This is a genomic window from Streptomyces griseiscabiei, assembly GCF_020010925.1.
In the GTDB taxonomy this organism is placed as follows: domain Bacteria; phylum Actinomycetota; class Actinomycetes; order Streptomycetales; family Streptomycetaceae; genus Streptomyces; species Streptomyces griseiscabiei.
Genome location: NZ_JAGJBZ010000001.1, coordinates 2,806,658 through 2,819,078 on the forward strand (window position 1 = coordinate 2,806,658; position 12,421 = coordinate 2,819,078).

The window sequence follows — 12,421 nt, forward strand, 5'->3', positions numbered from 1 at the left end:
TGCCATGCCCTCCGGGGGTTGCGGGCATCGGTCCGGGGTGTAGACGGTGGTTCGTCGGCCGCGGGCCCATCGTGGTTGCTCGCGCAGTTCCCCGCGCCCCTCACAGGGCGCGACCCTGGAGGTGGGCATGACAGGCAACCGGGGCATCGGTCATCTCGTCTGCGGGCGGCGGGCGAAGTGGGTCGTACTGGGGCTGTGGCTGGTGGTGCTGTTCGTGGTGGCGCCGTTCGCCACGAAGCTCACCGACGCGCAGGACAACGACGCGGCCTCCTGGCTGCCGGGCTCGGCGGAGTCCACCCAGGTCCTGGAGATCTCCGAGGGCTTCCGGCCCGAGCAGATCCCGGCCGTGGTCGTGTACGCCCGCGAGAGCGGTCTGACCGCCGAGGACCGGGCGACGATCGAGGCGGACGTACGCGAGCTCAAGCAGCTCACCGCCCACGGGATCATCGGCGACCAGACACGCGGCCCGGTCTACGACCGTGCGGTGGACCCGAGGGCCGCCCAGGTCCTGGTGCCGATCACCATGGACGAGAAGGGCTGGGAGCGGATCGCGCCGGCCGTCGACTCGATCCGCGACGACGTCGGTGAGGGCGACGACGGGATGTCCGTGCACATCACGGGCCCGGGCGGTACGTCCGCCGACTTCTCGGAGGCCTTCGAGGGCATCGACTCCACACTGCTGATGTCGGCGATGGCCGTCGTCATCGTGATGCTCCTGCTCACCTACCGCAGTCCGACGCTGATCCTGGTGCCCCTGCTCGCGGTCATCGCCGCCCTGTTCACGGCCCAGGCCCTGATCTATCTGCTGGCGGAACACGCCGGCCTGACCGTGAACGGCCAGAGCGCGGGCATCCTGACCGTCCTGGTGTTCGGCGCGGGCACCGACTACGCCCTGCTGCTGGTGGCCCGCTACCGCGAGGAGCTGCGCCGTCACGAGGACCGCCACGAGGCGATGGCCCTCGCCCTGCACCGGGCGGGCCCGGCGGTGCTGGCGTCCGGTGCCACGGTCGTCCTGAGCATGCTGGTGCTGCTGGCCGCCGAGATGAACTCGACGAGCGGCCTCGGACCGGTGGCGGCCATCGGGGTCGCCGTCGCCCTGCTCGCGATGATGACGCTGTTCCCCGCGCTCCTGGTGATCTTCGGCCGCTGGATCTTCTGGCCGGTGATCCCGCACCTCGGCAGCCCCGATCCGACCGAGAGCGGTGTGTGGTCCCGGATGGGCCGCCGCTTCGCCCGCCGGCCGCGCACGGTCTGGGTCGCCACGGCCGCCGCCCTCGCCCTGTGCTCGCTGGGCCTGATCCAGCTCCGCGCGGAGGGCATCGGCAACGCGGACGCCTTCACCGGCAAACCGGACTCGATCGTCGGCCAGGAGGTCTCCGCACGCTACTTCCCGGCGGGCAGCGGCGACCCCCTCGTGATCATCAGCAACCAGGAACAGGCCCGGGAGGTGGGACGCGTCGTCGCCGACACGGAAGGCGTCGTCGCGGACTCGCTCGGCCTGCCGCCGGGCACGAAACCCGCCCATGACGGCCAGGTCCTCTTCGAGGCCACGATGTCCGACCCCGCCGACAGCGAGGCCGCGAAGCAGACCGTGGAACGGGTCCGCGACGCCGTGCACGCGGTGCCGGACGCCGACGCCCAGGTGGGCGGCGGTACCGCGGCCCTGCTGGACGCGGACGAGGCGACCACCCACGACAACATCCTGATCATCCCGCTGGTGCTGCTGGTCGTCCTGCTGATCCTCTGCGCCCTGCTCCGCGCCCTGATCGCCCCGCTGCTGCTGATCGGGACGGTGATCCTGTCCTTCGCCGCCGCACTGGGCATCAGCGCGCTCGCCTTCAGACACATCTTCGACTACGCGGGCGAGTCGACCGACTTCCCGCTGTTCGTCTTCGTGTTCCTGGTCGCCCTGGGCATCGACTACAACATCTTCCTGACCACCCGTATCCGCGAGGAGGCCGCCCGCCAGGGCACCCGCAAGGCCGTGGTGACGGGCCTCGCGACCACGGGCGCGGTGATCACCTCGGCCGGCCTGGTGCTCGCCGGCACCTTCGCCGCCCTCGGCACCCTCCCCATGGTCGCCTTCGCCGAGATCGGCTTCGCGGTCGCCCTGGGTGTCCTCCTGGACACCTTCATCGTGCGGTCCGTGCTGGTCACCTCGCTGTTCCTGGACATCGGCCCGAAGGTCTGGTGGCCCCACCGGCTCGCCCACGAGGACGGCGGCGCCGCCCCGCCCGCGCCCAGGGAACCGGTGGCTACGCCACCCGGCGGATGAGGGCCAGATACATGGCGTCCGTGCCGTGCAGATGCGGCCACAGCTGGACGTCCGGCCCCTCGCCCAGCGCCGGGACGCCCTCCAGCAGCGGCCGCGCGTCGATGAGGTCGGCCGCGTCGCCGTAGCTCTTGAGCACGTCGTCGACGACCGCGCGGGTCTCGGCGAGATGCGGCGAGCAGGTGGCGTAGCCGACGACTCCGCCGACCCGTACGGACTCCAGCGCGGTCCGCAGCAGCGCCCGCTGGAGCGGGGCGAACCCGTCCAGGTCCTCAGGCCGCCGCCGCCAGCGCGCCTCGGGCCGCCGCCGCAGGGCGCCCAGCCCGGTGCAGGGCACGTCCATCAGCACCCGGTCGAAGGACCCCGGCCGCCAGGGCGGACGGGTCCCGTCGGCGGCGATCACCTGGTACGGCCCGGGGTTGCCGTGCAGCGCCTTCGCGACCAGCCCCGCCCGGTGCGGCTGCTTCTCGGAGGCGAGGAGTACGGCCCCGCGCTCGGCGGCGAGGGCGGCGAGCAGCGCGGCCTTGCCACCGGGCCCGGCACACCCGTCGAGCCATGCCTTGTCGGGACCCTCCAACGGAGCGTTGGCGAGGGCGATCGCCACCAGCTGGCTGCCCTCGTCCTGCACCCCGGCACGGCCCTCCCGTACGGCGTCCACGGCACCCGGTTCCCCGCCCTCGGAGAGCCGCACGGCGTACGGAGACCAGCGCCCCGCCACCGCGGCCTCCTCCCGCAGGAGTTCCTCGGCGGTGGACCGGCCGGGACGGGCGACCAGGGTGACCTCGGGCCGCTCATTGTCGGCCTCCAACAGATCCTCGATACCGGCCCGTCCGCCGCCCAGGGAGTCCCAGAGCGCGGAGACGACCCAGCGGGGATGCGAGTGGACGACGGCGAGGTGGTCCTCGGGGTCCTCGTCGTAGGGCGGCGCGACCCGCTCCAGCCAGCCGTCGAGGTCATGCTGTGCGATCTTGCGCAGCACGGCGTTCACGAACTTGGCCCGCCCGTCCCCGAGCACGACCCGCGCGAGATCCACCGAGGCGGACACGGCGGCATGGGTGGGAATCCGCGTCCCGAGCAACTGGTGCGCGCCGAGGCTCAGCACATCGAGCACCGGCGGGTCGACCTCGCGCAACGGCCGGTCCACACACTCCGCGATCACCGCGTCGTAGGTGCCCTGCCGCCGCAGCGTCCCGTACACCAGCTCGGTCGCCAGCGCCGCGTCCCGCCCGTCGAACTTCTCGGGCCCCTCCTTCTCCCGCGCCCGGCGCAGCAGCGGCGGCAGAACGAGGTTCGCGTACGCGTCCCGTTCGTCGACGGCCCGGAGCGCCTCGAAGGCGAGCATACGGACGGGGTCCCTGTGGGGACGGCGGTACGGCTTGCCCGGCTTGCGCGGACGGGACTGCTCACTCACGAAAAAGGTGCTCCGGGTACGGGACGAGATGCCAGGCCCAGGGTACGCCGCGGGGGCGGACTCACCGGGCGGCGGTCTGACGGTGCCACGGCCTGCGGGCAGGGAGGCGGCTGAGGGGATGGGAACCGGGGCGGCCCCGCGCCCTCGATCGGGTCAGTCCCCGACGGACTCGCCGGACTCGATGCGCACCCCGCGCGCCCAGTCGGCGGCCCGCATCGGCTTCTTGCCCTGCGCCTGCACCCAGAGCAGTTCCACGGCGTACGACCCGGTACCGGCGTACACGTGGTTCTTGCCGACCTCCAGCGCCCCCGGGGCGAGTTCGGCGTGGTCGGGCACGGGCGCGACCTGGATGAGCTTCAGCCGTTCGCCGCGGAACGTCGTCCAGGCGCCCGGCGCGGGCGTGCAGCCGCGCACCACCCGGTCGACGCGCAGGGCGGGGGCGGCCCAGTCGATCTGCGCGTCCTCCACGGTGATCTTCGGCGCGAGGGTGATCCCGTCCCCGGGCTGGGGCACGGCCTTCAGGGTCCCGTCCTCGATGCCGTCCATCGTGGCGGCGAGCAGCCCGGACCCCGCGAAGGCGAGCCGGGTCAGCAGGTCGCCGCTGGTGTCCGTCGGCCGGATCACCTCGGTGACCGTCCCGTACACCGGCCCGGAGTCGAGCCCCTCCTCGATCAGGAAGGTGGACGCGCCGGTGATCTCGTCCCCGGCCATGATCGAGTGCTGTACGGGGGCGGCGCCCCGCCAGGCGGGCAGCAGGGAGAAGTGCAGGTTGACCCAGCCGTGGGCGGGGACGTCGAGGGCGACACGGGGCAGGAGCGCGCCGTACGCGACGACCGGGCAGCAGTCGGGCGCGATCTCCCTCAGCCGCGCGAGGAACTCCTCGTCCCGGGGCCGGTGCGGCTTCAGCACCTCGATGCCCGCCTCCTCGGCCCGCTGCGCCACCGGGCTCGCGACCAGCCGCCGCCCCCGCCCCGCCGGCGCGTCCGGCCGCGTCACGACCGCGGCCACCTCATGCCTTCCCGACGCGATCAACGCGTCCAGCGCGGGAACAGCGACCTCTGGGGTACCAGCGAAGACAAGCTTCATGGATGACTGACGGCCTCTCACACGGAATTTCGCCCGCCCCGCACACGACGCGGGACAACACCCCAGTCTATGTTCCGCCCCCGACGGCCCGCAGACTCCGGCGGCGAGGCACCCCCACCGGAGACCCGTACCCGTCGGCCCACCCACATGGCGGCGCGCGGGTGGCAGGACAAGGCGAAATCCCCGCGGCAGCGGGGGCGCACCCCCACCCACGCGCCCCACGCATATGCCCCCACGCCCCCACCCCGTTACCAGCGGAGCGAATTCGCGTTGGTCAAGAAAGAGTTGACCACTACGGGCCGCACATCGCGGCACCTCCCCTTTTTCAACGCCGGTTCGAGAGGCTTGTTCATGGCCGACCACGCAACCCACGACGCCCAGGCTCGGGCCAGCCTGCACTTGCTGGTGCGGGACATCGAGCGGGTCCGCCGGCAGGTGGACGCACTGCGCACCCTCACCGCCCAGTTGGGCAACGTCTACCGCCCGCGCCGCTCCGGCCCCTCCACGGGCTTCGTCGTCTACGGACGTGCCCCCGCCCCGACCGTCCGCCTCGCCCAGGAGCTGCGGGACAGCGTCGAGACCCTGGTCACGGCCGCCGTGGACTTCGACCGCTCACTCGGTTTCTCGTGGGACGCGGTGGGCTCGGCCCTCGGCGTCACCAAACAAGCCGTACACCGCCGTTACGGCGCCCGCCGCGCCGCCGCCCAGGCCGCGGCGGAGGCGGAGCGCACGGGAGAGCCCCAGGGCACCCGGACCGTCAACGTCGGCGGCGGCATCCCCACGGTCCCCGCGGCCCGCTCGATGCCCGCTCCTCTGCCGGCCTCGATGCCCGCTCCGATGCCCGCGCAAATGCCGACCCAGCCGACGGCCGGCAGTCCCACCCTCCGCGAGGACGTCAGACCGACGGCCTTCCCCGGTCCGCGCAACGGCTGACCCGTCCCGAACTGCCTCCCGGTGTCCGACCGGGAGGCAGTCGCACACCGACGGCACCCGTCCTCCCGCACCAGGCATGGGGACGTCGCACTGCCGTCGGCCGATGGTTGAGCGGCTCACCCGATGTCCGAGGGATCCACTCGAATCCGTACCCGCGCCTCCTCGCTCATCCCCCGCGCCATCCGCGCCGCCTGCGCGCTCTTCAACGCACCGGCCAGCGCCGCCCCGCTCCCGGGCGGCACCCGGATCAACGCCCGCTCCCACGGCTCCCCCGCGGGCGGCGCCCCGCCCCGCCGCGCCCTCCGCGCGCCCGCGCCCTCACCCGCGACGGGCCCGGCCCCCGCCCCCACTCCGGGGAGCGGCGGCGCGGCCACCGGCACCGGCCCCAACACCTCGGCGTCCGACGGCAGTTCGACCGCGCCCAGAAAGTCGACCACGGCCCGGGCCGGCCCGGACACCGCCGCCATCCTCGACACGGGCGGGAACCCCAGCTCGGCCCGCTCGGCGAGTTCCCGTACCGCATGCCCCACAGGATCCCAACGCACCAGTGCCTGCACGGGCCGCAGGGTCGGCTCGGCGACCACGACGACCGTGCCGCCCGCCCCCTGGTTCCGGACGAGCGCGGCGGCGCCGATCCACCGGCGCAGCGCGTCCTCCCCGGCCCGCAGATCGGGCCGTCCGAGCATGGCCCAGCCGTCGAGCAGCAGCGCGGCGGCGTACCCGCCCTCGGCGACCGGCTCGGCCCCCGGCGTGCTCACGACCAGCGCGGGCGTCCCCGGGACGGTGTCGAGCACATGCTCCCGCCCGGAGGTCCGCACGGGCACGGCGGGAAAGGCCCGCCCCAGCTCCTCGGCGGTCCGCCGCGCCCCCACGATCTGTGCCCGCAGCCGGAAGCCACCGCACTCGGGGCAGTGCCAGCCGGCCTCCTCCCGTCCGCACCACCCGCACAGCAGGGCCCCGGCGCCGTCCCGGGCCTCCAACGGCCCCGCGCAGTGCCGGCAGCGGGCGGGCTCCCGGCACCGCGCGCAGGCCATCCGCGGCACATAACCGCGCCGGGGCACCTGCACCAGCACGGGCCCGTCCCGCAAGCCGTCCCTGGCGACCTGCCAGGCCAGGCTGGGCAGCCGCGCCGCCCGGGCCGCCTCGTCCCGCGCGAGATCCCCGTCCCCCACGGTCCGCACCCTCGGCGCGGCGGCCCGCACCTGCTCCCGGCCGGCGACGATCGGCGCGGCCCAGCCGCTCTCGACGAGCTGCGCGGCCTCGACCGTGCAGCTCCAGCCGCCCAGCAGGAACGCGCACCTGTCCCGGGTCGCCCTCAGCTCCAGCACCTCCCGCACATGCGGGAACGGGGCGTTGTCATCACTGTGACCGGCGTCGCCGTCGTCCCAGACGACGACCAGCCCGAGGTCACGCACGGGCGCGAACATGGCCGCCCGGGTCCCGACCACGGCCCGGACGGCGCCCCGCCGGACGGCGAGCCACTCCCGGTACCGCTTCTCCTGCCCGGCGTCGGCGGTCAGCAGCGCGTGCCGTCCCTCGCCGAGCAGCGCCCCGAGCGCCTCGTCCACCCGGGCGGCGGGCCGCCCGGCCGGGACGACGACGAGCGCCCCGCGCCCGGAGGCGAGCGTCGCCTGCACGGCACGCGCGATCTCCTCGGCCCACTCCGGCCCCGGCAGCGCGGTCCACACGGCCCGGGGCGCACCCCCGCCGGCCAGTGCCCGCAGGAATCCCTCGCCCCGTCCGTACCGCAGCCATGTCCCCGGCTCGGGCGCGCCCGGAGGCGGCGCCGGCTCCCCCGTCTCCACGGCCTCCGCCCGAGCGTGCCGGGGCGGAACGGCCAGCTGCAGCACGTCCGCGAGACTCCCCGCGTACCGGTCGGCCACCGCCCGCGCCAGCCCCAGCAGCTCCGGCCCCAGCACCGGCTCCGGCGAGACGACCTGCGCGAGCGCGGCCAAGGGCCCGGAGTACTCCGACTCGGCGACCCGCTCGACGAGAAACCCGTCGATCAGCGAGCCGCCCTCCCGCCGGCCCTCCCTGACATTGCGCCCCCCGGCCCCGAACCGCACCCGCACCCGCACCCCGGGCTGCGCGACGGCGTCCAGCTCCTCCGGCACCGCATAGTCGAAGTACCGATCAAGATGCAGCACCCCCTTGTCGACCAGCACCCGGGCGACCGGCAACTCCTTCGCCAGCGCCGCCCCCCGCCAGGTCCGCGGCTTGGCCCGCGGCACCTTCGCCTTCCGCACCGCCTCCCGCACGAGCGCGAGCTGCTCCGGCACCGCGTCCCCCACCGCGCCGCCACCCCTCTGCCCGTCCTCGTCGCTCACACCACGCATTCTCCCAAACACCACTGACAGCCGACGCCGTCCGAGATCACGGAACACCGATCGCGAAACACCGAGGCCCGGCGTCCCCAGGGGGACGCCGGGCCTCGGTGAGGTGAAGCGGCAGAGAGCCGTGGGCCCTACAGCCCCGCCGCCGTGCGCAGCGCCTCGACGCGGTCCGTGCGCTCCCAGGTGAACTCGGGGAGCTCTCGGCCGAAGTGGCCGTACGCGGCGGTCTGGCCGTAGATCGGGCGGAGCAGGTCGAGGTCGCGGATGATGGCGGCCGGGCGGAGGTCGAAGACCTCGTCGATCGCCTTCTCGATCCGGTCGGTGTCGACCTTGGCGGTGCCGAAGGTCTCGACGAAGAGACCGACGGGCTCGGCCTTTCCGATCGCGTAGGCGACCTGGACCTCGCAGCGCGAGGCGAGACCGGCCGCGACCACGTTCTTGGCGACCCAGCGCATCGCGTACGCCGCCGAGCGGTCGACCTTGGACGGGTCCTTGCCGGAGAAGGCGCCGCCGCCGTGGCGGGCCATGCCGCCGTAGGTGTCGATGATGATCTTGCGACCGGTGAGGCCGGCGTCGCCCATCGGGCCGCCGATCTCGAAGCGGCCGGTCGGGTTGACCAGCAGGCGGTAGCCCTCGGTGTCCAGCTTGATGCCGTCGTCCAGCAGGGCCTTCAGTTCCGGCTCCACGACGAACTCGCGGATGTCGGGGGCGAGGAGGGACTCCAGGTCGATGTCGCTGGCGTGCTGCGAGGAGACGACGACCGTGTCCAGGCGGACCGCCTTGTCACCGTCGTACTCGATGGTGACCTGGGTCTTTCCGTCGGGACGGAGGTAGGGGATCGTGCCGTTCTTGCGGACCTCGGAGAGGCGCTTCGACAGGCGGTGCGCCAGGAAGATCGGGAGCGGCATCAGGGTCGGCGTCTCGTCCGACGCGTAGCCGAACATCAGGCCCTGGTCGCCGGCGCCCTGCTTGTCCAGCTCGTCCTCGTCACCCTCGACACGTGACTCGTAGGCCGTGTCCACACCCTGCGCGATGTCCGGGGACTGTGCGCCGATCGACACCGACACACCGCAGGAGGCGCCGTCGAAGCCCTTCTTCGAAGAGTCGTAGCCGATGTCCAGGATGGTGTCGCGCACCAGCTGGGCGATCGGCGCGTACGCCTTGGTCGTGACCTCGCCGGCCACGTGCACCAGGCCGGTGGTGATGAGCGTCTCCACTGCGACACGGGACGTGGGGTCCTCGCGCAGGAGCGCATCGAGAATGGCATCGCTGATCTGGTCAGCGATCTTGTCGGGGTGACCCTCGGTCACGGACTCCGAGGTGAACAGACGACGGGACACAACGCTCCCTGGGTTTGCAGCGGCTGCTGGCTGATCATGGGCGGACGGGCTCGGGGGCTGCGCCCGGCGTCGTCCGAGAACAGTTTATCTGTCGGGCTCGGCCACCGGCTCACCTGTCTCGCCTCTCGGGAGCCCTGTGACCTGCGGCACGTGCATTCTGCCCAATGGCCGTCGCTGTCCGCCAGGGTCGCCACGCCTCAATGTGCGAGGTTCGACGCGGACGTGACGCGAATGGCACTGTCAGCCGAGCCGGTCCGCGACCAGGTCCCACACCGTTTCGGCCAGGGCCTCCTTGGGGCCGTACGGCACGGGCGTGTCGCTTCCGTCGGCCCCCAGCACCACGGCCTCGTTCTCCTCGGAGCCGAAGGTCTTGCGCTCCCCCACCTCGTTCACCACGAGCAGGTCGCATCCCTTGCGTGCCAGTTTGGCGCGGCCGTTGGCGAGGACGTCGTCGGTCTCGGCGGCGAAGCCGACGATCACCTGGCCGGGGCGGGGGCGATCCGCCGAGATCTCCGCGAGGATGTCCGGATTACGCACCAGGACGATCGGCTCGGGCTCCTGTCCGTCCTTTTTCTTGATCTTGCCGGATGCGTACGTCCGGGGACGGAAGTCCGCCACCGCCGCCGCCATGACCACGACGTCCGCGTCCGGTGCCGCCTTGAGCACCGCCTCGCGCAGCTGGACCGCCGTGCCGATCCGGACGATGTCCACGCCCGCGGGGTCCGGCAGTCCGGTGCCCGCCTCGATCAGGGTGACCCGGGCGCCCCGTGCGGCGGCCGTGCGGGCGAGGGCGTACCCCTGTTTGCCGGAGGAACGGTTGCCGAGGAAGCGGACCGGGTCGAGGGGCTCGCGGGTGCCCCCGGCGGTGACCACGACATGCCGGCCGACGAGGTCGGGCTCGGTGACACCGCGGGCCAGCACCCGGCGGCAGACCTCGAAGATCTCCACGGGGTCGGGCAGCCGTCCCTTGCCGGTGTCGACGCCGGTGAGGCGGCCCACGGCGGGGTCGATGACGAGGGCGCCCCGGCGGCGGAGCGTCGCCACGTTCTCCTGGGTGGCCGGGTGTTCCCACATCTCGGTGTGCATCGCGGGGGCGAAGACGACCGGGCAGCGGGCGGTGAGCAGGGTGTTGGTGAGGAGGTCGTCGGCGAGGCCGTGCGCGGCCTTGGCCAGCATGTCGGCGGTCGCGGGGGCGACGACCACGAGGGCGGCCTCCTGCCCGATGCGGACGTGCGGCACCTGGTGGACGCTGTCCCAGACCTCGGTGGAGACGGGGTTGCCGGAGAGCGCGGACCAGGTGGCGGCGCCCACGAAGTGCAGCGCGGAGTCGGTCGGCACGACCCGGACGTCATGCCCGGACTCGGTCAGTCGGCGGAGCAGCTCGCACGCCTTGTAGGCGGCGATCCCACCACTGACCCCCAGAACGACCTTGGGCTTGCCCACTGTGCCTCCCCGCACTCGGAAAACGTCCGGCTCCGTACGACATGAACGTCCGACTCCGTGCGACGTCCGACTCCATGACACACCACAGGCCCGGCAGGAGCACTGCCGGGCCTGTGGAAAAACCCACTGCGATCTGCAAATAAGACTTACGCGGGGCCCTCGACGGCCTCGGACGTCAGCAGACCCGCGTTGATCTCGCGCAGGGCGATCGAGAGCGGCTTCTCGTGGACGTGGGTGTCGACGAGGGGACCGACGTACTCGAGCAGGCCCTCGCCGAGCTGCGAGTAGTACGCGTTGATCTGACGGGCACGCTTGGCCGCGTAGATCACGAGGCTGTACTTCGAGTCGGTGGCCTCAAGCAACTCGTCGATCGGCGGGTTGATGATGCCCTCGGGCGCGGAGATGGAAGAGGACACGCTCTACCTTCCGATGGATGGGAAAAGATCGGTCGTGATCACAGATCGGTCGCGATCACGGAAAACGGACAGATGCCGTGATCACACAACATCCATCAAGGCTAGCAGCTCGCGGGCCACGTCCTCGACGGAGGTGTTGACCAGGGTCACGTCGAACTCCGGCTCGGCCGCCAGCTCGATCTTGGCCGCCTCCAGGCGGCGTTCGATCACGTCGGGCGGTTCGGTGCCCCGCCCGGTGAGCCTGCGCACCAGCTCCTCCCAGGAGGGCGGGGCCAGGAAGACCAGTTGGGCGTCCGGCATGGTCTCGCGGACCTGCCGTGCACCCTGGAGATCGATCTCCAGCAGGACCGGCTCGCCCCGCTCCAGGCGTTCGAGCACGGCAGCCCGGGGTGTGCCGTAGCGGTTGCCGGCGAACTCGGCCCACTCCAGCAGTTCGCTGTTGGCGATCAGCTTGTCCATCTCGTCGTCGGAGACGAAGAAGTAGTGGACTCCGTGCTGCTCGCCGGGGCGTGGCTTGCGGGTCGTCGCCGACACCGAGAGCCAGACCTCGGGGTGTGCCTTGCGCATATGGGCGACGACCGTGCTCTTACCGACCCCTGAGGGGCCGGAGAGCACGGTCAGCCGCGGACGTACGTCCGGGGGCTCGGGGGTCGTCCCCCGGAATGTTGCAGCCATGCAGCGATTATTCCAGCAATCCCGGACTGTCCGGGACTCCCTTCCCGCCAGGGGGCGGGATCAGGAACCGGTGCTGCCGAATTCACGCTCCAGGGAAGCGATCTGGTTGGAACCGAGGCCGCGAACACGACGGCTCTCGGAGATGCCGAGTCGCTCCATGATCTGCTTGGCGCGGACCTTGCCCACGCCGGGCAGCGACTCGAGCAGCGCGGAGACCTTCATCTTGCCGATGACGTCGTTCTCCTGGCCCTGCTTGATGACCTCGTGCAGGGAGGCGCCGGAGTGCTTGAGTCGATTCTTGACCTCGGCCCGCTCCCGGCGAGCCGCGGCGGCCTTTTCGAGCGCGGCTGCGCGCTGTTCAGGGGTAAGGGGCGGAAGAGCCACGCCTACGTCACCTCGGATGTCGAACTGTCGGATACGGACCGGTGAGGAACCTAGTCGCCCCACACCTGGGGAGCCACGAGCAACACGCTTGCCCGTTCACCCTGCTCGGAGACTAGCGGCCAAGTCCG

The 12,421-nt window shown here is 72.5% G+C and carries 10 protein-coding genes; 2 read left to right on the forward strand and 8 right to left on the reverse strand.

Annotation, left to right across the window (positions count from 1 at the left end):
* The first annotated feature begins 127 nt into the window (after nt 1–127).
* Nucleotides 128–2,275, forward strand: coding sequence for an MMPL family transporter (locus J8M51_RS12140; protein WP_086760401.1), 2,148 nt, complete (start codon nt 128–130; stop codon nt 2,273–2,275).
* On the opposite strand, the gene J8M51_RS12145 is transcribed toward J8M51_RS12140, so the two are convergent.
* Nucleotides 2,256–3,683: an RsmB/NOP family class I SAM-dependent RNA methyltransferase gene (locus tag J8M51_RS12145; RefSeq protein WP_086760403.1), complete on the reverse strand. Its 1,428-nt coding sequence runs from the start codon at nt 3,681–3,683 to the stop codon at nt 2,256–2,258. The genes J8M51_RS12140 and J8M51_RS12145 overlap by 20 nt on opposite strands.
* Nucleotides 3,684–3,836: 153 nt before the next feature.
* Nucleotides 3,837–4,769 (reverse strand): methionyl-tRNA formyltransferase, encoded by a 933-nt coding sequence (gene fmt / locus J8M51_RS12150; RefSeq protein ID WP_267299158.1) that lies wholly within the window; start codon nt 4,767–4,769, stop codon nt 3,837–3,839.
* A gap of 351 nt (nt 4,770–5,120) precedes the next feature.
* On the opposite strand from fmt, the gene J8M51_RS12155 reads away from it, so the two are divergent.
* Nucleotides 5,121–5,702 carry a hypothetical protein gene (locus tag J8M51_RS12155; protein ID WP_216587642.1) on the forward strand — a complete coding sequence of 194 codons (582 nt, stop codon included), beginning with the start codon at nt 5,121–5,123 and terminating at the stop codon, nt 5,700–5,702.
* A gap of 116 nt (nt 5,703–5,818) precedes the next feature.
* On the opposite strand, the gene J8M51_RS12160 is transcribed toward J8M51_RS12155, so the two are convergent.
* The 6 genes from J8M51_RS12160 to J8M51_RS12185 all read right to left on the reverse strand — a co-directional run bounded on the left by J8M51_RS12160 (nt 5,819) and on the right by J8M51_RS12185 (nt 12,293).
* On the reverse strand, nt 5,819–8,029 hold the full coding sequence (locus J8M51_RS12160) for a primosomal protein N' (protein WP_267299159.1): 2,211 nt from the start codon (nt 8,027–8,029) through the stop codon (nt 5,819–5,821).
* Between the two features lie 137 nt (nt 8,030–8,166).
* Entirely contained in the window at nt 8,167–9,375 is a 1,209-nt protein-coding gene (gene metK / locus J8M51_RS12165) for a methionine adenosyltransferase (RefSeq protein WP_086755618.1), read from the reverse strand.
* Nucleotides 9,376–9,615: 240 nt separating this feature from the next.
* On the reverse strand, nt 9,616–10,818 hold the full coding sequence (gene coaBC, locus J8M51_RS12170; protein ID WP_179203081.1) for a bifunctional phosphopantothenoylcysteine decarboxylase/phosphopantothenate--cysteine ligase CoaBC: 1,203 nt from the start codon (nt 10,816–10,818) through the stop codon (nt 9,616–9,618).
* A 146-nt stretch (nt 10,819–10,964) separates the two neighbouring features.
* Nucleotides 10,965–11,234, reverse strand: coding sequence for a DNA-directed RNA polymerase subunit omega (gene rpoZ, locus J8M51_RS12175; protein ID WP_005485492.1), 270 nt, complete (start codon nt 11,232–11,234; stop codon nt 10,965–10,967).
* 81 nt (nt 11,235–11,315) lie between these two features.
* Nucleotides 11,316–11,909: a guanylate kinase gene (gene gmk, locus J8M51_RS12180; protein ID WP_086755616.1), complete on the reverse strand. Its 594-nt coding sequence runs from the start codon at nt 11,907–11,909 to the stop codon at nt 11,316–11,318.
* Between the two features lie 60 nt (nt 11,910–11,969).
* A complete protein-coding gene (locus J8M51_RS12185; protein ID WP_003977346.1) occupies nt 11,970–12,293 on the reverse strand; it encodes an integration host factor in 324 nt (107 codons plus the stop codon).
* Nucleotides 12,294–12,421 lie beyond the last annotated feature (128 nt).

Coding starts and splice junctions, on each gene's coding strand:
- J8M51_RS12140 (WP_086760401.1), top strand. CDS start 128: ATGACAGGCAACCGGGGCATCGGTCATCTCGTCTGCGGGCGGCGGGCG.
- fmt (WP_267299158.1), bottom strand. CDS start 4,769: ATGAAGCTTGTCTTCGCTGGTACCCCAGAGGTCGCTGTTCCCGCGCTG.
- J8M51_RS12155 (WP_216587642.1), top strand. CDS start 5,121: ATGGCCGACCACGCAACCCACGACGCCCAGGCTCGGGCCAGCCTGCAC.
- gmk (WP_086755616.1), bottom strand. CDS start 11,909: ATGGCTGCAACATTCCGGGGGACGACCCCCGAGCCCCCGGACGTACGT.